The organism is Paenibacillus sp. Y930, assembly GCF_056786375.1.
Genome location: NZ_JBXCIX010000001.1, coordinates 1 through 25074, shown reverse-complemented (window position 1 = coordinate 25074; position 25074 = coordinate 1). Strand labels below are relative to the sequence as shown.

Below are 25074 nucleotides of genomic sequence, written 5' to 3'. Positions count from 1 at the left end.
TTGCAAAAAAGTATCTTATTCATTGTGTAGGTAATGAATAGGACGTTATCCCTTTAATTGATGTATTAGTGGATAACGTCCTTTGTTTGTAGCGATTATATTTGTTCAACTGTATACAAAGATTCGTTAGTTGCTACTTCTCCAATTTTCCTTGCAACGAGCTCCTCATCACTTTCAATAACTTCATTAGCCAGTTGCATAAGCTGAAGATGATTACCTACACATACCGAGTAATTCGCAAAGGTAAACATCGAGAGGTCATTTGCATCATTCCCAAATGCTATATAGTCATATGGCGCTATACTTAACGCTTGAATTCCAGCCCATTTATCAATATTTTGCGGGCTTATATCGATAATATCCTCATTGCCATGCTTCGAAATGACGACAGGCAATTTTGTAAGCTCCTCTAGCATCGCTTCATTATCGTCACTGTCTAAAATGACTACTTTAACAAAGCCAGGTAAGCTATCTACCGGTCGGTTATATGCTCTTTGCTGCGGATCTAGATTTCTACGAATCGCGTAATCTTTCCTAGCGTAATAAGCATAATCCCAGCTACTATCTATCAAATAATCCGCATTATATTTCTTAATCAGCTGTAGTATAGACTGCGCTATCTCTTGTTTGAAAAAAGTCGTCTTAATGTGTAGCGGGTCAACAGCGACAAATGCTCCATTGCCTCCGATCATCGGATAATGCTGCATCGATTGAGGTAAAATCGGAAGCAAATCACGAATCGGTCTAGCTGAAGCAAATATAATAGAATGCCCATATTGTTCAAGTGATTGTAGCGCACGTACGATCACTTCCGATAAAGGTTGTCCCTTAAAGCAGATCGTTCCATCCAAATCAAAAATAAAATTCATAATAATTACGCTCTCCATTTATAGGTAAGTAGATATCGGTGCAGTTAGTTTACTTTCGTTAACAAAATAACTTGTTTCGTCCGTGGAGTGAGCACTACTGTAAGTAAATCATCCACATTGTATAGCTTATATTCTCGCTTAGCTAGACGAATCGTCAGCTCTTTGTTGTTGCTCATTTTGATTCTCATATCTCTACTATAAAGTGAGATAACTTCAGCTTGAATTGTCGTTCTGCTTGTACTGAACAGATCTAGCAGTAATAGTGTACTAATAACGGTCAATACAATCCCAAGGATTAGAAAGCCTAATGCAATCATAGTACTATTTTCTTGAAAAGTAATTGCAGAACAAATAAAGCAAATGATCGTTACTACGATTGCACTATATGTAAGAAATCGAAACGAATTCAATCGGTCCATATCTACTCTCCTTTGACTGTAAAATAAATTATGTATTAGAGGTAAATCATTACTGACTCATTATATTCGACTCTATCTAGCAGATCAACCTTACGCATTAAGAAAGGCTAGATCGCAACCTGGGCAATTCGATATCTCTAGTGCGAGATCAGCTCCGCATGCAGGACAATGACCTCTATTTACTTCACTTTGCAGTTTTCTAGTAGAAGCTTCGTTGCTGGCAGGATTTTCTCTATCATTGATTAATTGCTGGACAAGCTGTTTTAATTCACTGACTTCCGTAGCTAGCTTTGATGATTCAAGTGCACTCGTGACGATCCAGTAAACTAATATAATAACTAAGGATATTCCAACCAACCAAGTTAATAAACTTATGGCTATTTCCCACATATAATAATTTCTCCTATTTCAATGTCAACAATCTTTATTCTCAACCCTATTTGATGAGACAAAATCCAATCCTTTTGCTTTAAGCGCTGGTTCGAGAGTTCGAATCGTTTTTGGGCCTAACCCATGTAATTTCAATAATTCTGTAATACTATGTCGGCTAACCTCTTCAAGTGTATAAATATTTGCACTCAATAATGCTCTAAGGGCAGGTTGGGATAGTCCGTCAGGAAGTTGGTGTTCTTTCATAAATGCTTCTGCTCCTTTGTAATCTCGATAAGTCGATAAATGGCTAGTTCAAGGTCCTTGGTATGAGTAAGCTGTAGTTTCAATACGTTCCAGCAACCTATACCAATGATAATAATGATTAATAACATAAGTATGATAATGATATAAACCATAGGTACTCTCCTAATAGTATAATTTTCGCATTTAAATTGATCACATAAAGATATTATACTGCTGTCTATCAGCTTCGTCGCATTGAACAGAAATAGAATACATCATACAAATTTACAATAGTATACAGTTAATTGCGAGAAGAAAAATATTAAGATTATATTATGTTGATCTTATTATTCGAATCCATACAGCCAATATCGTGCCGCTAATGAGACAAAATAATGTGCATGCTACCTGCACGATAATTATAAAGCCAACAGTATAATCATCGCCTTGGACTTCAGTTGTACCTCCAAAAGAAACAACAGATAGAAAATAGGCGCACTGATCATATTAATAAAGGCATTAGTAAGGAGCTTGATATCATAGAAGCGGGCATGATCGTTTCTCCTCACTTTTTCTTAAGCTGTTCCCTTTGATCCTCATCTCGCTGCATAGCTTCCTTTACATAATCACGTTTTGGAATTCGACTGCTTATGTCGAGCAGCAGCACAATAATGATAAGCAATAATAAAATAACGATGAATTGCATAGTCGTCCACCTCTTTAATGAGATTTATTCAATAATTTGCATATGCTGTTCATCGAACTTCCAATGCTCAGAATAAGCTACCTCCCAATAGAAACCATTTGGATCGGAGAAGTATCCACTATAAGTGTAATTAGATTAATTCTATTCATTATTATACCTACCTTTATCAATAGATTAGAACTTATATATTACTGAAAATAAGATAATTGTTTAATTTGAGTAATAACACGATCATAGCTCTTCTTTAGCTTATTTCTGTTATCAGGAAGTAATGTTAGATGAAGTTGAGTAGCAATCTCCTCTACAACTTGATCAATAGTTTTCGAATCTGTATGTAAGTAAGTTTGAAATATAGGATCTGAGAGGGTTTTCACACACCTATCGATTTGTTGAGCCGGCCAAGAGTGTGATCCTTCTCCACGTTTTCCAAGCCTTTTCAGTAACGTTTCACGAGAAGCTCCAAGTGTAAAGTGATGAATAAGGAATCCATCCTCTCGAAGTCGTTCTACAATCTCAGTAAAGTATTGTGAATTAACAATGGTCATTGGAACGATGATGGTACCTTTATACTGCTCTATCATATTACGAAGCATGGAATAGTTGAACTCACGCCACAAGGGATAATCTTGAAAATCATTCGTTTTCATATTTTGTGGAATGTTCTTACGAATGAAATAACCAACGTTTTCAGGATCATAAATAAAAGAGTTGTCGATTCTTCTTTGCAATTCATGTGCGGTTTGCGTTTTACCAGCACCAAATGCTCCATTAATCCAAATAATCATTTCAATACCTCGCTTACTTAACTGGCTCTATTTGTCCATTTATAAATACAACGATAAATAATGTAACCTATTATAAAACCAATACTATTAAGTATATAATCATCAACATCAAAGCTTCCTCTGCGCAATAATAATTGTGAGAGCTCCATTATCGTAATACCGCTAAGAAAGACGGCCAGCAGGAAGATTAGCTTCTTACGAATGATAGCTGGTAGCAAAATGCCGAACGGCACAAATACGATAATATTACCTACAATGTTGATAAGTAGCGTTCTACTGAACAATGAATAATGCTGAAACATTTCAATAATAGTAGCTAAAGGTATTATATTGTATTGATAATGTAGTTGAGGACTTCTGCCAAACCCGAAGAGCATCCAGTAAATAAGCAAGCCTGTATAAGCTATTAATAGTAAGAAAAAAGATTTGTTTTTCATCATCTACATCCTAGTCTATTTATTCCACTTCGAAGATTGAATCAACAATAATCGGTAAATTGGCCCGAACACTCGCAGCGCCAAATACGGATCTAGCATGTACGCCCTTCGCGCCGAAAACATCATAGAGAAGATCAGAAATACCGTCAAGCACTTTAGGATGCTCTTCAAAATGAGGTTCAGCATTAACAAACCCTTGTATCTTCACAACTCTTTTCACTTTGTCCAAGCTACCTAACGCATCCTTCACTACAGCTAATATCTCGATGCCAGTATTACGCGCAAATTGATAACCCTCCTCCGTCGTATATGTACTACCTAATTTACCTTTTGGATTACCGCTGGGGCCTTTCCCTGAGACGAACATCAATCCATTGACAATAACGAAATTCGTATATGTTCCTGCTGGATTACTAGCTATAGGTAATTCGATATTTAATGACATTAATCTTTCTTCTATAATATTAGCCATTACATTCCCTCCTGTATTTCGATGTTTGGTTGTGATGAACTTCTGTTATGAATTATTGTAGTTGTAATTCGATAAGCTATCATACCGATTATTGTTCCAATGACGAGTGTAAGTAAGGAGTAGGATAATACAAGCAGACAAAATACAAAGCTAGGCATAAACAATGTTTCCAGTGCAATTTCTAATTTCATCACTGTTGCTCCGCCAAATATAAGAGCAAACAAAGTATACAATGTAACTGAAGTACGCATCACTTTCCAAGAGCCTTTGCAAATGAGTGATGTACTCACTGCGGAAGTTAAGATTAGCATGATAATAGCAGTAGTTAGCACTGCAGAAAGATTCGAATGATCGGCTTTGAGTAGTAAGCTTAAACATATCAAAGTTGCAATACAGTGCACAGTAGCAGGGATTAAACGTAATGCGAAATTTTTCATGATCACGCCTCCAAATCGTAACATATCGTTAGTTAATCGGAATTATTGTGTAATAATCATGATGTATAAATCGGTCTAGCGAATGTCTACTAAGCGCAGTTTAGGCCATCTATCCAACCAGCCTTTTGATTGGTGTCTCGTATAATAATAATCTAAATTAGTAAACAAATCTGTTTTACGAAGCTTCATATGTAATAGATCGTCTAATCCATATGGCGCGATAATTTCAATACGCCCGGTGTCATCTAGCCTCATACCAACAGCAGTAGCAGTTTCTGGCCAATATCGCATTGCATCAAGTGTGCTTGTGTAGGGTAAAGTGCCATTCGTGAGATGCATTCGTGCTTGATTTTTCACTGACCAACTGTATTGGGGCTTCCACTTATTCAATTGCTGCTCTGCTTCTACTTCTTGGTCAAAAGCTAGATTTTGAGCATCGTAAAAGATAATATCAACATCATTTAACGGTAAATGATGTTGATAATTAGATAAATAATCCCAACAGTAATTGCGAATGTATCCCGCAGCGATATAGCATTGCGGGAGAGCTAATTCCTTAATATATTGTAAGTCGTCGAGCAAACCATCTTTAGTCATCATGATGTTTTTTAACTGATCTTCTTTCAATCGATTAACTCCTTTGTCATTCGTTGTATGCATTCTACTCGATTATCGAATGGATCTCGGAACTCAAAGCGTTCATAACCAGGTATAGGCACACATTCAACTATCGAAATACCTTGTTCGATGATTATATTGCGCATTGCTGATAAGTCGCTAACTTCATAGCCGATATGTGCTTTGGTAAGATTACGCTGGACACCATCTTCCGTTCCGATATGCACCTCGCGATCTCCAACTTGTATCCAAAACCCACCTCTACCCTGTAACGAAGCGGGTTTATCTATTTCCGGTAAATTCAATACATCGCAATAAAAAGCTTTAGCTGCTAGTTCCGCATTTTGGGGAATAGTAATTTGTACATGATGTATTCCTATAACCATCACTGCATCATCCTTCGCAATAATGTAATAAGTTGCTTCTTTAACTTTGCTAATACAAGAAAGAGTTACATCCTCTTAATTTATACCTATAAATTATATCATAAATGCATAATAATGGTTCACATTTACTATCCACGAGAATAGGAAGTGTAATGATTAAGTATGAATATAACTGCGAATAGTTTCATACAACTTTTGTTTCTCCGTATTTCGAATATCATGTCCTGAATGCATAAATTGAACTTCATCTATATGAGCGAATAATATTCTATATTGCTCCATGTTGTACAACGCTAATAATATCCTTGACATGATCTTCTAGGTTGTAGCCAACAACTGGTGAATCACTGAGCCCTCTGCCTCTAAAGGACAATACAATGCCTCGTCTAGGCCATATTTCATGGAGCAGCTCTTCGTATTCTTCCGCAGTCTCAGATAGTCCAGGACATATTAGTAGTGGAATTAACGACGGATCAGCATCTTCATGTGAATCTAAGTAGTGAATGTTTATCTTTGATCGTATTATTTCTGATCGTAATTTCACCGGGTTCACCTTCTATATCTATTGTTTGCTACCGATGTACATGATATGTGAAGAACTTCCTAAAATATATGGATTTTCTGACTGTTCTAATACGAGGTTCATGATCTGATTGAATTCTACCTCTCCTCTATCTTTCCAATAATCCCATTGCTCCTTTGACAGATTGGTTGCTACACTACTAGAGCCAATGAGTTTAATCGTCTGAAAACCTTGAGATTCCATAAACGGAGATATTTCATCAATAGGATAGTAGTAGGCTTCTGTAAATCTTCCTTCATCACTATGGTTGAATACTCCTGTTTCTAGAAATGTAGTTATCCCTTGCGAAGTATGATTAGGTTTCCAAAATTGTGGATGGTGTAAAGATGTTTGTAAAAACTTTGTTCTCGACATAAATGCAACGAAGACAACACCGCCTGATTTGGTTACTCGATATAATTCTTGAATAGCCCGTATTCTAGCTTCTTCACTTTGTAAATGATACATTGGACCAAGCATAATTGTGGCATCGAATTGCTCATCTGGAAATGAATCTAAGTCGCATGCATCCATAACATGAAATCCATCAAAGTGATCTTGAAGTTCGAATTCTTTTACTTTGTGTTGTGCGATCTCAACTAGTCGAGGGGTTAAGTCAGTTAATGTAATTTGATATCCTTGCTTCGCTAATTCAATTGAATACTTACCAGGTCCTGCTCCATTATCAAGGATTCGGCCTGACAGCGGTAAATGAGCTCGTATATGATGCATGTTGATCATAAACTCTATTGGTTCACGATCAAGTCGACCCCATTCATCAAACTTATTGTAATAATTAATAATAGAATTCATTAGAAGTTCCACCTCTCTTTTTTGAACTATTATTCAAGTAAACATATCTCGGAATCGTTCAATGACTTCACCATATACATTTTAAATGATCAATTATTAGTTGCTTTACTATTTCTAATTTATCAACTGATACATTGGTAGGTTCAAGCCACCCAAAGCCATCTCCAATGTATCGTGGAAAGAGATGCATATGATAATGATCTAAATCATTAAAAGATCCGCCATTTTGCATAACAGATATACCGCTAGGTTGGTATATTTGCTTTAATGCTTTTGAAATATAAACCGAAGCTTGCATAATTGCTTGCAGTGTTAGATCGTCTATCTCGTCAAGTTCGCGATAGTGCTTTTTAGGTAATATGAGTGTATGACCATTATGAAGCGGAGCTATATCTAGAATACAAGTAATGAATTCATTTTCATAAACGATGTGTACGTCAGTAATGCCATTAGCTAATTCACAGCCAAGACAATTCATATGTTCAGTCCTTCCAAATTAATTAACCATGTTAACTATTGAAGTTGAATATACATCTCTTTCACAAACACAGCAGTACCAGTAATTGAAACATTTATTTTATCGTTGCTTCTGCTAGCATTAACGATTACTCTACCATCTCTTCCGATGTCCTGCCCTTGTTCAACGATAAATGTAGTTTCATTAATCTCTTTGTTAATGTAGGTTAAATAGTAAGCCCCCATTACTCCAGAGGCTGTGCCTGTTACTGGATCTTCTATTGTACCCGAATAAGGAGAAGAGAAATGTCTTGCATGCATAAAGGCATCAGCATGTACAGTTTCCAGACAAAATGGATGTATTGAAGCTCTTGGGTTCTCTAATAATACTTGAGGAAAGTCTTTATTGAATGGAATCATTTTTTTGAAGGAATCTAGTTGAACTATAGGAATCAATAATGTCCACGTCCCTGTACTTCCGAATACAATTGGTTTGGAATGATCTATATCGCTGACAGATAATCCTATCGACTGTGCTAATTTATGAACATCACCATTAAAAGGTCTGAAAATAGGTTCGCTTTGATTCATTTCAATATATATCTGCTTATTTTTTGTGGAAAAATGAATATCTAGTATTCCGACATTCGTTTCAATCGAAATATGATCTTTTCCCTCTAACAACCCTCTAGTCTTTAGACAATATAGTGATGCCATTGTTGCGTGTCCACACAGATTGATTTCATGTCCAGGAGTGAAAAATTTCAATTTCACATCTGCTATGTCTGATTTGATAATAAATACTGTTTCATTAAAGCCCACATTGTACGCTACTTTTTGCATTTGTTCTTCGCTTAAATGTTCTTCAACTATGACTACACCTGCTGGATTTCCTTTATTAGCAAGATTGGAAAAGGCATCATAATGATAAACAGTAACTGCGGAACTCATTAGACTGTCACCTCATCTCTCCAAAAGATATGCTCATCGGGAGTTTTCCAAAGTGGCGATACTTTACAACTTAAATGTATCGCGGATTATAGCTGCTACCTCGATTGGTGTTAAGTTTGTATTGTTAATCTTCACGTAGTTATCTGATTGTATCTCATTAGGATGGGAATTCAATCTATGATGTTTTAATGTCTCTAGTAGATCATGTTCGGATCTGGCGATATTTCGTTTGGTTGGTTTATGTAATAGTCTATTGTCACTTTTGTTTCTTTCAAGTCGCTCTTCGAGGTCGGCTTCAAGCTCTACCAAATAAACCGTTCCATTCTCATTTTCAAAGATAGAACTAATATTCTTAACATATTCCCAATCGTCAGCAAGATCTAAGCCCCATACGAAGGTGAAGATTAAGCCTTCAAGTTCGCTTTTGGCTACTTCTTCAAATATTTCTTGTCTGAATAATCCGACCAACCGTTTGCCAGATGAACTTCCGTAATCAAAGAAATTAGATACCAAATCAATCGTCATATGATTATGGAAAAGCTTCAGATTAGTAATCTCAGCAAGGTGTTGTCCTACCGTCATCTTCCCTACAGCCTGTGGGCCAAATATGATGATTAGTTTCATACCGAGCGAGCCTCCTTAATTATTGAGTCATTTATTTGGTACCAATACAATAAAAGAATGAGCCTGAATAAAATCTATTAGGGTCTTGGCAGAATGTTTCTACCTTCTCGACGAAGTCAATTCGCTGTTCTTCCGAAATTAATTGTGCTTGAACGAGATGTCTAGCTTGTTCTCTGCCCATTGCTAATCGTAAAGGGAAAGGTATTTCATCATAAAAACCTGTGAAATCACTAGTGTCGGTAATGACTTTAACATCGTCTATGCCAACAGATTTATATAGAAAAAATAACTTCCTACCAATTAATCGATCTGTACCATTGGTCTTTGCATATCGTACATTAGCTCGAATTAGCTCTGAAAACTCATCGGCAAAGGGGTAGAAGATCATTGTCTCGTCATCAACATCAACGCAGACAATGGTTCCTTTAGGTTTACATACACGCTTCATCTCCTGAATAATATCTTCAGGATATTGATTATGCATAAGTACTAAGCGAGTATATACAAAGTCGAATGTATTATCATCGAATGGAAGTCTAGTCGCTTCAGCTTGTAGTACAGTAACGTTATTCAACTGTTCGGATTGTAAGCTTCTTAATATATCTTGACTACTATCTATTCCTATAAATTCGGTCTGTGGAAGCATATTAGCAAATAAATTTAGCATCGCACCCGTTCCACAACCAACATCAAGCACTTTACTTGAATGTATAAGACCATGGTTAAGGAATATATCTGTAATCGTTTTTGAATGAATATCAACATTTTTAGTTAGTCTTTCTATTTCAGTGCGTTTTAGATTCTCTTCAAAAGCATCGAATGGATATGTCTGCTGCATATAGGATCCCTCATTCTAGTTTAGTTGTGACATTGCCAATCTCTAGTGCATGCCTTCTCTAACAACTCTTAATAGTTCGTTTTTATGGTCAGGATGACATGCAATTAGGTAAGGTTCATCATTCATCCCAATAAATTCATTGCCTTCAAAGTCGATGACAATCCCGCCAGCTTCTTTTACCATTAAAATACCAGAATAAAGATCGTCGCCCTCGGAGTTATATAATATAATCCCATCGATATCACCCTTGGCTAACATACACCATTGCAGTGTCGGAGCCCAAAGTCTCATCATTCTCTTAAATTTCAAATCAATATGTTGTCTCAATCCTACCGCAATCGTGTGGTTTTGTACTTTATGGCCTTGAATCCAACCTAGATTACCTTTGAATAGATTCGTATTACTTTTGACTAACATAGGTAATCCATTACATGTCGCGCCATTACCTTTCTCGGCAATAAATAAACGTTCTGTCATCGGCTCATAGATGACGCCAAGAACAGGTTCAGACTGATACATCAGTGTAATAGAAGTAGAAAATACGGGTAGACCAATCGCGAAATTATTAGTTCCGTCAAGCGGGTCGATTAACCAAAGCCAGTCACTTTCTACTCCTAGATCCCCTATTTCCTCACTATGAACGTGGTGGTCTGGAAATGTCGTTAAAATCGCATTGACAATTAATTGCTCCGTCAAATGATCTACTTCAGTTACTATATCTCCGAACTCATCTTTCAATTCTAAACCTTTGAAGTTATCGAATTTACTTTTTGCTATATTGCCAGCTTGAATAATGATAGATTCACATAACTGTCTTGCATCGTTTATTATTTGATAATCCACTGATGCACCTCTTCTATTTATTATAATGAACTTAGAATATTCAGACTATTATAACTTCGAATGTCTTAATATGGCAATAGAATATTGATGAGGGATTTTGAGGACAGCGTCAAAAGTTGATATTCTATCCATTAGTTCATTTGTTATTATCGTTTTGGATTGATCACTTTCGTTAGTCAACCAAGATACAGATCTAATCTTTCCGCACCACTCTTCATGGGTGAATTCAAGCATATAGTCTTGTTGCCACACATCAATCAGTTGCAAGGAATGACTCTCCCATTCATCGAACCAATTAAGTGGGAACCCCATTTTACGTTCAACAGCATCAGCGTTAGACCCTGCTGGTTTGAGGACAATCTGATTGTTCGTTAGAACTTCAAAGGTCATTCTAGCAATCTCAGAATCAGGTTTGAATATTGAGTTGATTACAATTAAATAACCGTCATTGTCTAAATGTTTTTCAATGTTGCGTAAAACTTCAGAACGATCGAACCAATGCCATGCACGAACAGCAATTATTATGGGAACTACTTGTGCATATTCAAAATCCTCTGCTGTTGACAAAATATACTTTATGTTAGTAACTTCTAATTGTTGATCCATCTGAACAGCTTCTTCGATCAATTCAATGGAAGGTTCAATCCCAATCACGTTCGCACCATATTCAACCAAATGCCTACTCACGATCCCTGTACCAGCACCTAATTCAATGATTTCTCTATTCTTGATAGTAATACCTTTTTCCTCGAGTTGTTCAAATAACACCTCTGGTAATCGATCACGATACTTAGCATAATCATTAGATACTTTTCCAAAATTAATTTTCAAATCTATCACCTCATTAGAATATAACTTTGACAACGTATTTGCAGTTATACGCTTAGATAAGTTGCCAAAGCAGGTATTGATATGCTAGGAGCTAGCACTACTTAACAAATGTATTTGCAACTCGCTCTGATCTTATAAAGTAAGGTATCCATATCGCGCAAGTAATTGCTGAACGAATAATATCAGTGATTGTACTACCATCCTCAAGTTCTTGAACTAACGGTATTTGTGCAAGAAGTGCTGCGTCAATGATCCCGACTAATAAACTTGAACCATACAAAATAATCATAAGTTTAGGGAAAATAGATTTTTTGAGATATAAATTAATTAAGGAGAAACAACAAAAGATTAATAAACTTATATTCCAAACGACTTCAAAGATTATAATAGTACTCCACAAAGGATGAAAAAATACTGAATCTATGGAAGTGAATTGTGACCAAACTTCAGGATCTAGTGATGGCAAAGAGTACTGAACAAGCTGCACGAGTAAACTAATAATCGTAATGTATAGTCCTATTTGAACTAAAATTAACCATCCTCCTAAACCTGATACTCCCAGTGCACTATAGTTTATGATTTTTTCTTCTCTATTAGGTTCCATATCATATTCCCTCTCATTTTTCACGTACTTACATACGTATTAAATTTATTTCGTTATTTGTTTCTAGCGGTTTTACGTTTATTAACATACATCCGTATGAAGTAATAAGGTGCGGAAAATATTAGAAATACACCCACTAATTCTAGTAAATCATCTAGTCCAAATGGATGATCAACGCCAAATAATATTGATGGACTAGTCCAATATGCAATGTGAACCGTGCCGTTAGAATGATTGAGAAAAGCAGTGTCTACAGTTATTTCAGTAGATAACTCACTAGGAAACTCGCTGGATAGGTTTTGAGTGTTCAAATAACCTTGTAAAACTTGCCAGCCAATAATTAATGCCATTAATAATATTGCGAAAATTATAGATTCTATCAATATTCTTTTATTCATTGATTACCCTCCATTCTCTATTCCGATGAACTAACCAGATTTTGTACTCGGTAATTTCATCTTTCAGCTCGTAAACGGCATTCATATCCATGTAATGTCCTACCGCAGTTATTGGTATTCTAATTTCAAGTTTGGTTGTTTGCATCTTTGAAAAATCAATAAACAAACCTTCCTTTGTCGCGTTCAACAGTATTTTTGAAATGTCACTAGGTATATTTGTTATTTGTTTTCTTGTGAATTTTCTTAATTTGAACGTAATAGCTCTGGATAATATCAATTCATAGTCTTCTAGCTCACGGACATAAAGCTTATTAAACCAACCATCATCATGTGCATAATATGCAAATCTGCGTTTGGGAATAACATGTAATGGTTTAGCAAGATGTCCAAAGTAAAGTAGCTCAGCGATTTGAAGTGCCGTCAAATTATCGAGATCGTCTTCTTTATTGAAATCTACCCAACAAAAATCTCCATATCCGTATACATCATCAGCAATTAACTCATCAATTTCCTGAGAGGTTACATATTCGAATCTTGAGTCTAGGTTCAATTGTGCGTTATCAAAATTATGTTTCAATAGAATTAGATTCTCTGGTCTTTGTTCAACGCACGACATAAACTCATAAAATTCTATTCCATATGAGTAAAAGCATTTATTATCTAATTCCCGACCATTTATATAGATTACATCTCTTACTCGCTGTTTTGTCTTCATTAGGCCGTCCCTCTATACTGATCATTTTTATATAAAGAATATTTAATCTATCAGCATTTTCGAAACATGCACTGCAATAGCCCCAACATCTATCGAGTAGTTACATAATGCGATGACACAAACTTCTTCTTCTATTAGTCTACACATAACTGAGTTAAAACCATGGATACCACCAGTATGGAATACGACTTCACGACCATCAAATTGTTGAATAATCCAACCATAACCGTAGTGTTCAAGATTAGGTGTAAACATCTTTTTCATCAAGTCAGCATCTAGCAGTTTATTACTACGTAATCCCCTATCCCATTTATACATATCTTCAACAGTAGAATATAGTCCCCCAGCACCTTGTGGAATGTCCATGTTAATATAGGGAACATTTCTAATAACTTCATTGTCGAAAAAATAACCAGCAGCTCTATTTGTAATAATATGGGTATTGTGATCGTAACCTGTATCGTTCATCTCAAGTGGCTCAAAAATATTTTCTTGTAAGTATTGTTCATAGCTAGTATCAGCGAGCTGTTCAATTATATAAGTGAGTAATATGTAATTGGAATTTGAGTATTCAAAGCGCTCACCGGGTTTGAATTGAAGTGGCTTATTTTTAAAAGTATCTATCGTAGCTGTCAGACTTGAATTACCCTTATACCACTCCATGACATCTTCACGGTTAGAAAAATTGTAAATACCAGAAGTGTGTGATAACAGATGATGAATAGTAATTTCATTGCCGTCTTGGAAATCACCTATGTATTTATCAAGCGTACAGTCTAATGTTGTTTTATGCTGACTAATAAGTTGAAGAATTGCAACAGCAGTAAAGGCTTTCGTTAGTGAACCTATTCTATATTTCGTTCGAGAATGATTAGGAACATTCATCTCGATGTTGGAGAATCCAAATGATTCATTAACAATAATCCCATCGCTATTCGCAGCTAGAATACTACCATAAAATTGTGAATGATTATGTTGTTCTGTTACATAGGTAACAATTTCTTCTCGTAATGATTGTGTGTTGATCATATTATCCTCCCAATGCTCAATTGATTAAATATTTGGCCGTCTCTTCACTATTGAAATTCCACTCATCATAAAATTGTTGTAAAAAGTTTTCTATAAACTGATGTCTTTCTTCAGCAAGTTGCTTTGCATATGTTGTATTCATCAAATCTTTCACAAGTAACAATTTATCATAAAAATGCATGATAGCTGTCTTGTTTGATGACCTATAATCTGAACTACTAATAACTTGGTCAGGATCATGCAGCAATTGTCCTTTGCGACCTGAATAAATAAATGTTCGTGCTATTCCAATTGCTCCTAAAGCATCTAAACGATCAGCATCTTGTACAATTTCCCCCTCTAATGTGTTCATAGGTGGATTCGAGCCGCCGTTATAAGACATTGTAGAAATGATTTCTAGTAAATGATTAATAATCGTTTCATCATCAATATGATGGCGAAGCCAGTTGTCTACTTTACTCATTCCAGCAAGCTTACTTTCATTCAATTTTTCGTCAGCGACATCATGCAATAAAGCTGCTAGTTCACATATAAATAAATCAGCGTTCTCTTCAGAAGCAGCAAGAGTGAGCGCCATTCTTCGAACTCTTTCAATATGCCACCAGTCATGCCCTGTTGTATCATTTTCAAGTTCATCTCTCACATAAAGCTCTGCTTGCTGAATGATGTGTCTATAGTTCATTAGATAAAACCTCCTAACTAATGATGTAATAATATATTTTGTAAATGTTATTCCTGAACTACGTAGATAGGATCATTTGTCTTTACCGTTCCAACTTTTATGAGTTTAAGCAGACTAACATCCTTCTCTAACGTATCTGGATCGATTGTAATCATTGCACAGCGCTCACAAGGATACTTAATCGTAAGCTTACTATTTCCGATCATAAGGCGTCGACCAATAAGATCAACTTCATTAATATCTTCTTCAAGTGTAATATAGAAATTCGCTCTAAATCTTCGATGATCAATTCGTTTGCCATAAAGCTCCTGCAGCTTCTCTAATGAACGATCTGTAATAATTAGTACACTCGCATCATCAACGCCAAGAAGAGGACTAGACTCTAGTTCAAACTGTTCCATCGATATCGTTGTCTTTGAATATTGCTGAATTTCCTGTAATAGCTTCGCATCCCATTTATTCTCTCATGATGAACGATGAGTATATGAGCATCTAGCTTAATTGTAGATTACTCCGTAATTTCCATCCATCGATATGAAAGCCACCCGCTTCTTGTAACACATATTCTGTCAGCCTGCTGTAGTATTGAAGCATCTGATCTGCAGTTTCTACTATCATTGCTTCGATGTACATATTACTGAATAGTTGGTCTGGAAAGGCTTGTTTCATATACATCTTCAAGTAGGCTGCTTCCGTTAAGTAACGACTAATCTGATAATGAGGAATTTGCTCTATGTGAAGTATAGAGCAATATGTATCGAACAATTGACACATGGAGTTATAATAAACAAATTTGAAATCAGATCGTTTTTGCTCATAACAATCCAGTAGATTATCGTATGCATCCCATAAAGTGTATTTCTTCACTTCAATCAGTGAAGCGGGCAGGCTCTCGTAGCTTTTGGATTTCCAGCTTAGCGCTTCCTGCTTTAGCAGCTCGATAACTCCAGTATGATCAAAGATAACTTTGCCAGTAATAAATTGAACCATCGCCATCGTACGATGTTCATTATAATCTTCCTGGAAGTAGCTTCGGATTTGTTGAGGTGGATTAGCGAAATACTCGATTAACAATCCGTTAATGATGCAATTCCCTCTTTCCCTCCACTCAACTTCATCTGACAATATAATATGAACATCGATATCTGATCTATTAGATGGTTCGCCGGTAATATAGCTACCGCAAACCAATGCGCCAACGACATCTTCGTTATGCTCCCAAGTTGCTAAAAACTGTTCGAGAGCTATTTCCCATGGTTTCATGAATGAATCCCCCTGATGTTAATAATAAATGCTTTCTATCTTTATAAGACTAACTATACCCAAGTTGAATGATCTGTCTGCTGAGATGACGATTGTTTTCTCTGTAAAGAAATTAATTGCTTCAGAGATTTATCGATTTCTTTAGAATAACTCAATTGGCTTTTCAATGTTAATTCGATACTAACTACACAGATAAGAATTATAACCAACAAAACGATTACGATAAACACGATGGTGACCTCCATTTTAAATGTTATCCAAAGAGAATATCCATGACAGAACCTAGTGTTCCTGCCTTCTTTCCATTCAAGACACTAGGATCATAGATTTCAACGTAGCCACAGTTGTTACATGAAACAAATAGGAAATGATTATGCTGAATATCAAATAATTTACTTAACCCATTACCCGTCATCGCAACTTCCTTCACTCGACAATCATCGCATTTACACTTTGCACACTTAAAATTGCCTCTGATCAAATCTTCTATAGAAAGATCATATCCATATTCTTCATCTGAATAATGTAAAGGTTCTGAGTCTGATGAATCTGATATAGCAAAATCACGCTCAGATACGTCGTGTAACTTACGATGACATTCTGGACATTTACCGTTCTTGATTTCTATCTCATTTTGACACCAAGGGCATTCTATCATATCAGCACATCCTATCTATTAAATGATCAACAATATTCGGATGATCTATAAACAAATTAAATTCTCGAGTTATTAATAGTCACTACTCAATTCGCTTATGCAGAAAAATAAGTCTTTCAATCACTTGAAATCCGTTCTTTGTATAAAATTTTTCTGCTGGAATCCCCCTGTTTGTCAATAACGTTATATTTCGTATACCATTAGATATTAAATTTTGCTCTACATGTTTCATTAATTGTGTTCCTATGCCTCTTCTTTGCCCATCAACTTGAACACACATTTCATTAATGTAAAATTCATCGCCTTCCCACCATCTTTTTCGAAATCCCAATATAAATCCTTGGACAACTCCGTCTTCCTCCGCAATATATCCTTTAAACCCAGGAGTACATACATAGTCTGTTAAATACTGCGCAGCACCTTCGATCGACCAATTGTCATTCCATGGTTCACGATTAAATACGTTCAAAAAGAGAGTAATACAATTATCAAAGTCTTTACTCTCTACAAATTCACGAATATTCATGATGAATGATTCCTCCCCTTGTCCTCGATTTTAATCATACTCATTCGTATTTTCCAAATGATTGAAGCTACTATCACGCCAAGAAAAGTTCCACTAATTGGTGCAACAAACATTATTCCAAGGACGTTATGACTTGCTGATAGCAATAATTTCGATATTGTGACAACGAACGCGGTTACAAGAACGATCAGCCAATATATTCTTTTCTGTTTTTTCGTAACAGCTGTTCCTGCTTTTTGAGAAGGATGACTACTGAACAGGTAATAGCCAACCATACATACAATAAATACAAGTCCTACAATAGATGATGTATATTGTAGTGCTTTATACGTTGGTATATTCATAATAAGCACCTCATTCAATGCAGGCAGTAAGTCGACGAAAAAACCATGTGCATGAGTAAAACCATCAATAATAATATGAGTTCCAAATCCTATTATTATTGACATGATGAGTACTAACCATGATCTCACTGTATTTAAGTTCTCCTGATGTAAAAATTGATAGAGTCTTGAACTAAGATTATAATGTGACGTTACATGAAGAGACAATGGCATTTTTATTAGATGATGAACGAGATAAGCAATTATCATTGAAATAGGTATAGCTTGAAGAAATAAGCCTGCTAATGAATGGCCAATACTTCTAAATGGCTCTAGCCTAATGAAATATTCAAAGTCAGGAGACATACTTCCTAATATCAATCCTGTCGTACTGAAATACTTTGGCTTAATATACTTTAAGGGTACTGCGAACATTGCATGTGATAATGTAAACGGCATAATGTACTCCTATTCAAAATGAATTATAGTTAATCAGATCTATGTAACGAATCGGAAAGATAATTAATGATTTCTGCATTAATTTGCTCTGCTTGCTCGTGATTGATCGCATGGCCCGCATTTTGAATGATCTTATAGTTGAATTGATTCTCATTAAGCCTTTTTATTGCTTTTGGATAGTTACTTAGCATATCTTTATCGCCGATTAGAAATAATGATTTTTCTCTAACTAATCTAATTTGCTCAGTAGTAAATATAGTTATTTTATGCTGCATCATCGACTTATTATTGAAATATTTAAGTAGATAAAACCAATGGTTCATCAACTCACCATTATTTTCAAATACGGAGTAATTCGATCCACTTAGCTTTCTCAGTAATTTTTTACAATTTTTCTCTGTAGGAAATAATGCTTCTGGAAGAAATGCTTTCATCATTTTGCTCATCACTTCAAACTGGCTACTTGCGATTCTCCCTGCCATACAAACAATTTTAGTAACTTTAGAAGGTCTCATGATTGCATAATGATAAGCTAGGTAGGCACCATAGGACACACCAGCAATATGCGTTGTTTCTATACTCAATGATTCTAGTAGTTCATCAAGCCAAATTGTCTGGTCAAAATTTTGATAATAGTTATCAATTGGTTCACTCTTACCAGACCCTCCAATCGCATCTACAGCAATAACATAAAATCGTTCAGATAGCTGTTGTATATTATAGATCCACATCATCGCCGAGTTGTCTGCCGTCCCATGTAACAGTATTAAAGGAGGATTAGTTGGTGCACCTGCTAGAATAAGATGTGTACTTCCATACGATGTCACAATGTCTTTCTCTTCGTATATGACATCCCATTGTACCAATAATCTATTATAGGATTCGTAGATAAGATGCTGCCCTTCGCTAGATTTGTATCTTTTCACTAGATTTCACTCCTAGTTTAGATTAGTGGTTGAGCATAGACCTTCCTTCAATCGGATTTGAAATTTAGTTAACATAATTGCGGAATTCATCTAATAAAGTAATGCTTCATTCAAGTATTTGTTACTCATTAAAATTTTTTTGACTTTCGAGATCGTATTAGCTCTTTTTGGAACTGCTGCTATTCTACTGAGTAAAATAAATCTTAGGCAAGCGATGGCTTCGAATATTTCTAGTTCATCGCGAGTGTACTTCGTATCACTGATAAGATCATTCGTTATTTGTTCAACCTTTCCATACGATTAGTACCACTAGATATCGTGATAGTGTTGTATTGCCCATCCTGAAAGATTAAACCGTTTAACTGTAGACCGTATGCACATCCACCATCAATCCCTATCTTATCTTCACCAAACCAAACATCTGCTTTGCCATGTATATCAATAACCTTCGTATGACCGAATACTACCTTCTTATCTATGACTGTTGGTTGCGAGATAAATTCATCCTTAATATACATAAAATCATAATCGGATTGTTCCTTCCAATTACTATAATTAGGGTTAATGCCTGCATGCACATAGAGATGATGATCGTCTTCGTAATATAGAGCTAGTTTACTAAGAAATTCAATATGATGACTGTAATTATCCTTAATGATAGAGATCGCGGTATTCAAGTCTATATCTGAATTTCCAAACTTATAGCCACAATAACTATTCATCGTTTCAATACCACCGTGCTCGATGAATTTCGACTCAATAGTTTTATCTGGTTTTCTAATTAAATCTACTAATCGTTGATCGTGGTTACCTCGTAATGCAATCGCGCCATATTCTTTAACTAGCAATATGACTTTATCAACCACCTCTTTACTATTAGGGCCTCTGTCGACATAATCACCAAGTAATATTAACTTATCCGAAGCTGAACTTAACTCCAACGCAGTGATTAATTGATCAAATTGATCTATACATCCATGAATGTCACTTATCATTATAATTCTACTCATACATTGCCTCCTATAAAATAAATCTTTTTCATTATTTGTAACATCCTTACATTTAATTACGACAGAACCCTACCTATTGCAGCTTTCGCTTTCTCTAGGTAGGGTTCTCTGTTGTCGAATATGATGGAATTTGATATTTAATGAGTGCGAAGAGTCCTTGTTTAGACATCTTCTTTTTGATAAGGTGTATTTCCTTCCTCAGATGCATGTATTGGCTGCTTTAATTTTTGATCTTCAAAAATCTCTTTCATTCTATTGATATCATATGACCTTTTACCAATTTTGTCATATATCATGACTAAAAATATTGAAATAACCGCAAAATTATAAATTAGAAACCCTGCAATTCCAGCATTCATATAGATAACGATATTAACGACGATAAAAACTACAAATAAAAATAAATACCCCATAGAAATTGGCCTCCCATTCAGTATCCCTATCATTTGTATGTCTTTTACTTGTCTGAGTTTAGTTCAGCATAAAAGATGATTCGATTACCAAAAGGATCCGTTACACAACATTCTTCGTTTCCCCAAGGGGTTAATTCTAATCCAGGTCTTGAATAGTTATAGTCTTTATTAATAAGCTCGCGATGGAAATCTTTAATTCCATCGACTTCAATTCTAATGGCAGCTCCAGGGCTACAATCCCCGTGATGTTCGCTTAAGTGAATCTTAATATTGTTCCTTGAGACTTGCATATATAATGGTAAATCCGAATCAAAGCGATGTTCCCAATCTAACTTGAATCCTAAGTAATGGATATAAAACTCTTGAGCTTTCGTTATATCAAATATACGTAGAATTGGTACAATTTGTTGCAGCAATAACGTCAACCTCCTAGTTGTTAAAGGAAATTACCTTACTTTTTTGAATATTAATGAATACTCCCGCCACTTACCAAAGCTGTCGCTTCGATTGAAGTGGGGGTTTCTGATGGTTCATCCCATTTATTTCAGGATGCTTAACACCAGTGGAGTTGACTCGTTGATGGTCTGGTTACCATCCAACCCCTCTATCCCATTCGCTCCTTTGACAGATACGTTTGGGAATACTTTTCGCATAATATTGGCTGCACCGTTGACATCGGCATGAATCAAACCCTTCGTGTTCTGATACAGACCACGAGACATCCGTTTGCCTGAGAAGTTCCATGTCCCTTCTTCACCATAACTCGGTAACGGATCTTGATCCACAAAACTGGCTTTCGAAGTATACGCCTCTTCGGTCAGGATCACGATGATTCCCTGCTCAGCTACCTTATACTCGATCATCTTGATGAGCATGTGATGGGGAATATGATGGAAGGACTGATTGTTTCGCCGTCCGATTCCGTGCGATTGTTTCCATACATCGTTATGTAAAAGTGGCGATCGTACCGATATTGTATTCCACGGCTAACCGAACAATATGATAGCTTGTCTTGTGGAACAAGTCTTTGATCCTCCGATGGCGTTTCAGATGGAGCCGTTGTATACGCACCCTCACGAGGTTCTTTACCCTGACGAAGAATGCTAGTATAATACGTTTTCATCTTGTTGTAATACTGATTGATCGCTTTCACGATCTTGCCCTTCACGAGGATCGGTTTCGCTCCGGTCGTCGTGACGATGGTTGCAAGATTGACGACACCAAGATCAATCGCCAGCATGTGGTCTTGTACTCGTTCCTTCGTATCGAGCGGATAAGCGAAGATTAATTCAACGACGTATTGTTTTGATCTCTGGCAAGCCATAATAGCCAATGTTTGTGCGTCTATATTAATCATTCCTTTTTAATCTTCATAATAACTTAGCAGGTATTGATCAATTTCATCAATTCGCCCTAAATCATCTTGTCCATTCCAAAATACAATCTTATCTGCTTCTGTATTTGGAATAAATGGTCTTGTCTCCTGGATCCATGCCGTGAATAAACCAGCGTATTCTGTCTTTCCATTATGTAATTTGAATTTCATCAATCCCATGAACTTTATCGTAGCTGGTCTTTGATTGGATTCTTCTTCCATTTCTCTTAATGCACACTCTCTTAAAGTTTCTCCTTCTTCTTTAATCCCTCCGACTAATTCCCAATTCTGTTTCCAGTGATTAAGAATAAGTAAAAATCCATCACTATTTTTAGCTACTACGAGTGCGTGTGTTATCGGATAATCTAATTTAATCGTAGCTGCTTCTTCCTCCGTTATCGGTAAAACTGTCTCAAAAATATCTCCTCGTTGATTTTTACAAAGAGTCATTACGTTAGCTCCTTTAAAATTCATTGTATTTTATTGTTGTTATTAATTTGTTAGTCGACGTATACTACTTCCTATTAAGCTCATTTATCATGACTATTACTCCTTTTGCAGGTATTAATAAAGGCTAATGAATATGATAAACGCCCACTCTAGATAGCTTTTATCTTAGGTGGGCGTCTGAGTTGGTATGCTGCTTCTGCGTTTTATGCATTAAGTGGGTAGTAGATTGTCTAAATATTCATTTTTCAGAATTCCCATAATTATTACATCTGAATAAATGCCTTTAGAGAAATACCTCTGTCGCAGTCTACCTTCTTCTTTAAATCCACATTTCTTATAGCAGGCAATCGCTCGTTCATTATAATCAAATACTTCAAGTTGTAATCTATGTAAATTTAATTGTTGAAAGACAAATTGCTGTAATAATTGTATAGCTTCTGTCCCAATCCCTTGATTGTGAAATTGAGTATCTCCAATTACCATTCCCATTTCAGTACTTCTATTTTTCCAATCAATATGCGACAAATCAATCTGACCAATGTATTGTTCTGAGTCTTTATCGGCAATAATAAATCCTTTCTGCCCGGTTTTCCCTTCTAGTATTGAATTAAGATATGATTCAGTTCCGTTGACAGTATGTGGGTATAAGAAGGTATCCGACAAGAAGTTCGTAATGGCTGGATTATTACACCAGCTTCTAATGTATTCTAAATCTTCTGATCTATATTCTCTTAATATAATTCGGCTACCTATAATATGTGGCAAGTGATTTCCCTCTATTCCTTTATATATATTCTGACACTCTTGATTGTAACAAATCAATTAGTTCTTCATCCATGTATTCATATTCATCTGGAATATCTAGTCGTATCATTCTCTTCTGTTCCAGCTGATCGAACTTCATATAAGTTAATGCCATTAAATATCTTTTCAGCCGTTAAACTTCTCCACTTGTTTCTAGCTAGCATGTCCCGTTAGTGCAAAGATTCTTAAACACGAGCCCCCATACAACTAAACATGCCTTTGAAGCTTAACATTACATTCTGACGTTGTCGCAGTGACGTACTCCATGTAATTCACAGAGCCGTTAAAGTTCAAATAAGCCTCATAACGCATTCGTATTGCGGGTAAAGTGATCAAATCGAGAACATTTTCCTTTGGAACCCACCTGCACTCGCTCGTTTCATCAGAAGTAGCTAACTCTCCTCCTACTACTTTGCACACGAAATCAAACATGACCTTCGTAGGTACATCAGTCACACCGTCGTACCACTTATGGATCGCTGTATTCGAAACAACACTAATTAAATGGCTAACAGTGGTGTCTATTCCACTTTCCTCTTTGATTTCACGAATCACGCCATCAATCAGGTTTTCTCCAACTTCAGTTATCCCACCAGGATACACCCAACCATCGTCATGTACTTTTACTAATAGGATATTTCCAGTTCCATCTTCTACAATTCCGCCTGCCGATACAATATGTGTCGGAAACGCCATTTCACGACCTCCCAAAAACTTTTTGTAGCTACCTGATATAACTTCTGTGAAACAAAAAGTTACTTCGGAAGCATAAACCAAACGTTAAATCTGTATATTTATTCCATGTTGATTATTGCGGTATAGTTCCCTGTTAGTACAATGATTCTCTATAATCGAAGCTTGAGCTATACTTTCCCCCAAAATATCTCAGTTTCATAATCGAATAGAACAATACCATCCTGCTTATTCCTATCAAATAGATTTCGAAGTTCCGTCATCATCGGATCGTAATTCGGATGCCCAGGTACAGGACTGTAGGAAGAGGATAGCAAACGGCCTCTCAAGCCCTCGAAATCGAACTCCTGACTCATTCCGAATCTCCCTACTTGCATCGTACCTTCCTTAAAAAAAGAGAGAAGCATCGTCTGTGAAATATTTTTATGATTGATTTTTTCGTAGTCAGTTCCGTATGTATGAAGCAGCTGATCGTATTCTTCGCGAAATGCCGTACCGTTAGTAAGACGGGAATTCCAGATTAGTATTACTCTCCCACCTGGCTGTAGAATTCTACGGAACTCGGTTTGGGCAGCTAAGCGATCAAACCAGTGAAACGCTTGTGCGCAGACAATAAACTCAACCGACTGATCAGGTAATCCAGTAGATTCTGCAGAACCCGATATAGTCTGAAAGTTCGGATTGCTTCCTAACATTTGCTCGGCTGCTACCCGCATTGCCTGATTCGGCTCGACCGCAATCACATTGCTTCCGCGTTCCAGAAGTAGCTTTGAAAAGATCCCTGTTCCGGAACCGATGTCTGCTATTTTACTGTTCGAACGCAAACCGATGATGTCGTACAAATAATTAATAGCCTCTTTCGGATAGCTCGGGCGGTACATTACATATGAATCGACCCGGTCCGAAAAACGTTCTTTACTGTTCATTTTTCGTCACTCTCCTAGTGCTTCATTTTTTGGTCTGTTAGTTGAGAAAAGGCTGCCTTGATGGCATTGAACTATCGTTCCCCGTTAGTGAAGCAAGTAAAAATATTGATGTTATACAGTTTCACGGATTCCGATAGTATGTTCAAATATCTCAGATA

General features: G+C 36.2%; 40 protein-coding genes and 2 pseudogenes. All 42 read right to left on the bottom strand.

From position 1 onward, the window contains the following. Positions 1 to 95: 95 nt before the first annotated feature. The 42 genes and pseudogenes from AC1TO5_RS00210 to AC1TO5_RS00005 all read right to left on the bottom strand — a co-directional run bounded on the left by AC1TO5_RS00210 (position 96) and on the right by AC1TO5_RS00005 (position 24916). Positions 96 to 869 (bottom strand): HAD-IIB family hydrolase, encoded by a 774-nt coding sequence (locus tag AC1TO5_RS00210; RefSeq protein ID WP_482060779.1) that lies wholly within the window; start codon positions 867 to 869, stop codon positions 96 to 98. 44 nt (positions 870 to 913) lie between these two features. Beyond that, on the bottom strand, positions 914 to 1288 hold the full coding sequence (locus AC1TO5_RS00205; protein ID WP_482060778.1) for a hypothetical protein: 375 nt from the start codon (positions 1286 to 1288) through the stop codon (positions 914 to 916). A gap of 90 nt (positions 1289 to 1378) precedes the next feature. Continuing rightward, complete coding sequence (locus AC1TO5_RS00200; RefSeq protein ID WP_482060777.1) at positions 1379 to 1678, bottom strand: hypothetical protein; 300 nt, start codon at positions 1676 to 1678, stop codon at positions 1379 to 1381. Positions 1679 to 1702: 24 nt separating this feature from the next. Beyond that, the gene (locus tag AC1TO5_RS00195) at positions 1703 to 1924 is read right to left on the bottom strand and encodes a helix-hairpin-helix domain-containing protein (RefSeq protein WP_482060776.1); all 222 of its coding nucleotides are present in this window, start codon (positions 1922 to 1924) and stop codon (positions 1703 to 1705) included. Then, on the bottom strand, positions 1921 to 2076 hold the full coding sequence (locus AC1TO5_RS00190) for a hypothetical protein (RefSeq protein ID WP_482060775.1): 156 nt from the start codon (positions 2074 to 2076) through the stop codon (positions 1921 to 1923). Before AC1TO5_RS00190 ends, AC1TO5_RS00195 begins: the two co-directional genes overlap by 4 nt. Positions 2077 to 2468: 392 nt before the next feature. Further along, on the bottom strand, positions 2469 to 2609 hold the full coding sequence (locus tag AC1TO5_RS00185) for a hypothetical protein (protein ID WP_482060774.1): 141 nt from the start codon (positions 2607 to 2609) through the stop codon (positions 2469 to 2471). 24 nt (positions 2610 to 2633) lie between these two features. Then, positions 2634 to 2732, bottom strand: a pseudogene (locus tag AC1TO5_RS00180) (VOC family protein); the annotation flags it as partial. A 65-nt stretch (positions 2733 to 2797) separates the two neighbouring features. Further along, positions 2798 to 3394 (bottom strand): AAA family ATPase, encoded by a 597-nt coding sequence (locus tag AC1TO5_RS00175; RefSeq protein WP_482060773.1) that lies wholly within the window; start codon positions 3392 to 3394, stop codon positions 2798 to 2800. Positions 3395 to 3411: 17 nt separating this feature from the next. Further along, positions 3412 to 3834, bottom strand: a complete 423-nt coding sequence (locus AC1TO5_RS00170; protein ID WP_482060772.1) for a VanZ family protein — start codon at positions 3832 to 3834, stop codon at positions 3412 to 3414. Positions 3835 to 3850: 16 nt separating this feature from the next. After that, a complete protein-coding gene (locus AC1TO5_RS00165; RefSeq protein WP_482060771.1) occupies positions 3851 to 4303 on the bottom strand; it encodes a RidA family protein in 453 nt (150 codons plus the stop codon). Next, positions 4303 to 4740 carry a hypothetical protein gene (locus AC1TO5_RS00160; RefSeq protein ID WP_482060770.1) on the bottom strand — a complete coding sequence of 146 codons (438 nt, stop codon included), beginning with the start codon at positions 4738 to 4740 and terminating at the stop codon, positions 4303 to 4305. The genes AC1TO5_RS00165 and AC1TO5_RS00160 overlap by 1 nt, the downstream gene beginning before the upstream one ends. Positions 4741 to 4815: 75 nt before the next feature. Then, positions 4816 to 5367: a nucleotidyltransferase family protein gene (locus AC1TO5_RS00155; protein WP_482060769.1), complete on the bottom strand. Its 552-nt coding sequence runs from the start codon at positions 5365 to 5367 to the stop codon at positions 4816 to 4818. Continuing rightward, positions 5364 to 5744: a VOC family protein gene (locus tag AC1TO5_RS00150; protein ID WP_482060768.1), complete on the bottom strand. Its 381-nt coding sequence runs from the start codon at positions 5742 to 5744 to the stop codon at positions 5364 to 5366. Before AC1TO5_RS00150 ends, AC1TO5_RS00155 begins: the two co-directional genes overlap by 4 nt. A gap of 268 nt (positions 5745 to 6012) precedes the next feature. Next, a complete protein-coding gene (locus AC1TO5_RS00145) occupies positions 6013 to 6288 on the bottom strand; it encodes an alpha/beta fold hydrolase (protein WP_482060767.1) in 276 nt (91 codons plus the stop codon). Positions 6289 to 6306: 18 nt separating this feature from the next. Next, positions 6307 to 7119 (bottom strand): class I SAM-dependent methyltransferase, encoded by an 813-nt coding sequence (locus tag AC1TO5_RS00140; protein ID WP_482060766.1) that lies wholly within the window; start codon positions 7117 to 7119, stop codon positions 6307 to 6309. Positions 7120 to 7186: 67 nt separating this feature from the next. Then, positions 7187 to 7597 carry an HIT family protein gene (locus tag AC1TO5_RS00135; protein ID WP_482060765.1) on the bottom strand — a complete coding sequence of 137 codons (411 nt, stop codon included), beginning with the start codon at positions 7595 to 7597 and terminating at the stop codon, positions 7187 to 7189. A gap of 35 nt (positions 7598 to 7632) precedes the next feature. Then, positions 7633 to 8526 carry a PhzF family phenazine biosynthesis isomerase gene (locus tag AC1TO5_RS00130; RefSeq protein ID WP_482060764.1) on the bottom strand — a complete coding sequence of 298 codons (894 nt, stop codon included), beginning with the start codon at positions 8524 to 8526 and terminating at the stop codon, positions 7633 to 7635. A gap of 63 nt (positions 8527 to 8589) precedes the next feature. After that, complete coding sequence (locus tag AC1TO5_RS00125; RefSeq protein ID WP_482060763.1) at positions 8590 to 9150, bottom strand: AAA family ATPase; 561 nt, start codon at positions 9148 to 9150, stop codon at positions 8590 to 8592. A 31-nt stretch (positions 9151 to 9181) separates the two neighbouring features. Further along, the gene (locus AC1TO5_RS00120; RefSeq protein WP_482060762.1) at positions 9182 to 9988 is read right to left on the bottom strand and encodes a class I SAM-dependent methyltransferase; all 807 of its coding nucleotides are present in this window, start codon (positions 9986 to 9988) and stop codon (positions 9182 to 9184) included. Positions 9989 to 10030: 42 nt separating this feature from the next. Beyond that, the gene (locus tag AC1TO5_RS00115) at positions 10031 to 10831 is read right to left on the bottom strand and encodes an inositol monophosphatase family protein (RefSeq protein ID WP_482060761.1); all 801 of its coding nucleotides are present in this window, start codon (positions 10829 to 10831) and stop codon (positions 10031 to 10033) included. Positions 10832 to 10879: 48 nt separating this feature from the next. Further along, a complete protein-coding gene (locus AC1TO5_RS00110; protein ID WP_482060760.1) occupies positions 10880 to 11662 on the bottom strand; it encodes a class I SAM-dependent methyltransferase in 783 nt (260 codons plus the stop codon). Positions 11663 to 11759: 97 nt separating this feature from the next. Further along, entirely contained in the window at positions 11760 to 12266 is a 507-nt protein-coding gene (locus tag AC1TO5_RS00105) for a DUF2569 domain-containing protein (RefSeq protein ID WP_482060759.1), read from the bottom strand. Positions 12267 to 12319: 53 nt separating this feature from the next. Next, complete coding sequence (locus AC1TO5_RS00100; protein WP_482060758.1) at positions 12320 to 12664, bottom strand: hypothetical protein; 345 nt, start codon at positions 12662 to 12664, stop codon at positions 12320 to 12322. Further along, positions 12657 to 13379: a hypothetical protein gene (locus AC1TO5_RS00095; protein ID WP_482060757.1), complete on the bottom strand. Its 723-nt coding sequence runs from the start codon at positions 13377 to 13379 to the stop codon at positions 12657 to 12659. The genes AC1TO5_RS00100 and AC1TO5_RS00095 overlap by 8 nt, the downstream gene beginning before the upstream one ends. A gap of 42 nt (positions 13380 to 13421) precedes the next feature. Then, positions 13422 to 14408, bottom strand: coding sequence for a serine hydrolase domain-containing protein (locus AC1TO5_RS00090; protein WP_482060756.1), 987 nt, complete (start codon positions 14406 to 14408; stop codon positions 13422 to 13424). 16 nt (positions 14409 to 14424) lie between these two features. Next, positions 14425 to 15090, bottom strand: coding sequence for an HD domain-containing protein (locus AC1TO5_RS00085; protein ID WP_482060755.1), 666 nt, complete (start codon positions 15088 to 15090; stop codon positions 14425 to 14427). A gap of 47 nt (positions 15091 to 15137) precedes the next feature. Then, entirely contained in the window at positions 15138 to 15491 is a 354-nt protein-coding gene (locus AC1TO5_RS00080) for an MOSC domain-containing protein (RefSeq protein WP_482060754.1), read from the bottom strand. A 91-nt stretch (positions 15492 to 15582) separates the two neighbouring features. After that, positions 15583 to 16353: a nucleotidyltransferase domain-containing protein gene (locus tag AC1TO5_RS00075; RefSeq protein ID WP_482060753.1), complete on the bottom strand. Its 771-nt coding sequence runs from the start codon at positions 16351 to 16353 to the stop codon at positions 15583 to 15585. Positions 16354 to 16606: 253 nt separating this feature from the next. Further along, positions 16607 to 17011: a zinc ribbon domain-containing protein gene (locus AC1TO5_RS00070; RefSeq protein WP_482060752.1), complete on the bottom strand. Its 405-nt coding sequence runs from the start codon at positions 17009 to 17011 to the stop codon at positions 16607 to 16609. A gap of 82 nt (positions 17012 to 17093) precedes the next feature. Further along, a complete protein-coding gene (locus tag AC1TO5_RS00065) occupies positions 17094 to 17537 on the bottom strand; it encodes a GNAT family N-acetyltransferase (protein WP_482060751.1) in 444 nt (147 codons plus the stop codon). After that, positions 17534 to 18319 carry a DUF4184 family protein gene (locus AC1TO5_RS00060; protein WP_482060750.1) on the bottom strand — a complete coding sequence of 262 codons (786 nt, stop codon included), beginning with the start codon at positions 18317 to 18319 and terminating at the stop codon, positions 17534 to 17536. The genes AC1TO5_RS00065 and AC1TO5_RS00060 overlap by 4 nt, the downstream gene beginning before the upstream one ends. A 29-nt stretch (positions 18320 to 18348) precedes the next feature. Next, positions 18349 to 19245: an alpha/beta fold hydrolase gene (locus AC1TO5_RS00055; protein ID WP_482060749.1), complete on the bottom strand. Its 897-nt coding sequence runs from the start codon at positions 19243 to 19245 to the stop codon at positions 18349 to 18351. A gap of 275 nt (positions 19246 to 19520) precedes the next feature. Further along, positions 19521 to 20255: a metallophosphoesterase family protein gene (locus AC1TO5_RS00050; protein ID WP_482060748.1), complete on the bottom strand. Its 735-nt coding sequence runs from the start codon at positions 20253 to 20255 to the stop codon at positions 19521 to 19523. 161 nt (positions 20256 to 20416) lie between these two features. Further along, the gene (locus AC1TO5_RS00045; RefSeq protein WP_482060747.1) at positions 20417 to 20668 is read right to left on the bottom strand and encodes a hypothetical protein; all 252 of its coding nucleotides are present in this window, start codon (positions 20666 to 20668) and stop codon (positions 20417 to 20419) included. Between the two features lie 44 nt (positions 20669 to 20712). After that, a complete protein-coding gene (locus AC1TO5_RS00040) occupies positions 20713 to 21081 on the bottom strand; it encodes a glyoxalase superfamily protein (protein ID WP_482061783.1) in 369 nt (122 codons plus the stop codon). A gap of 126 nt (positions 21082 to 21207) precedes the next feature. Then, the gene (locus AC1TO5_RS00035; protein ID WP_482061782.1) at positions 21208 to 21555 is read right to left on the bottom strand and encodes a zinc ribbon domain-containing protein; all 348 of its coding nucleotides are present in this window, start codon (positions 21553 to 21555) and stop codon (positions 21208 to 21210) included. Then, positions 21528 to 22025 carry a hypothetical protein gene (locus AC1TO5_RS00030; RefSeq protein ID WP_482060746.1) on the bottom strand — a complete coding sequence of 166 codons (498 nt, stop codon included), beginning with the start codon at positions 22023 to 22025 and terminating at the stop codon, positions 21528 to 21530. The genes AC1TO5_RS00035 and AC1TO5_RS00030 overlap by 28 nt, the downstream gene beginning before the upstream one ends. 6 nt (positions 22026 to 22031) lie before the next feature. Further along, on the bottom strand, positions 22032 to 22493 hold the full coding sequence (locus tag AC1TO5_RS00025; protein WP_482060745.1) for an NUDIX domain-containing protein: 462 nt from the start codon (positions 22491 to 22493) through the stop codon (positions 22032 to 22034). Positions 22494 to 22703: 210 nt separating this feature from the next. Further along, positions 22704 to 23258: a GNAT family N-acetyltransferase gene (locus AC1TO5_RS00020; protein ID WP_482060744.1), complete on the bottom strand. Its 555-nt coding sequence runs from the start codon at positions 23256 to 23258 to the stop codon at positions 22704 to 22706. Between the two features lie 19 nt (positions 23259 to 23277). Then, a pseudogene (locus AC1TO5_RS00015) lies at positions 23278 to 23461 on the bottom strand (hypothetical protein). A 43-nt stretch (positions 23462 to 23504) separates the two neighbouring features. Further along, positions 23505 to 23993, bottom strand: coding sequence for an NUDIX hydrolase (locus AC1TO5_RS00010; protein ID WP_482060743.1), 489 nt, complete (start codon positions 23991 to 23993; stop codon positions 23505 to 23507). 167 nt (positions 23994 to 24160) lie between these two features. Then, positions 24161 to 24916 (bottom strand): class I SAM-dependent methyltransferase, encoded by a 756-nt coding sequence (locus AC1TO5_RS00005; protein WP_482060742.1) that lies wholly within the window; start codon positions 24914 to 24916, stop codon positions 24161 to 24163. Positions 24917 to 25074 lie beyond the last annotated feature (158 nt).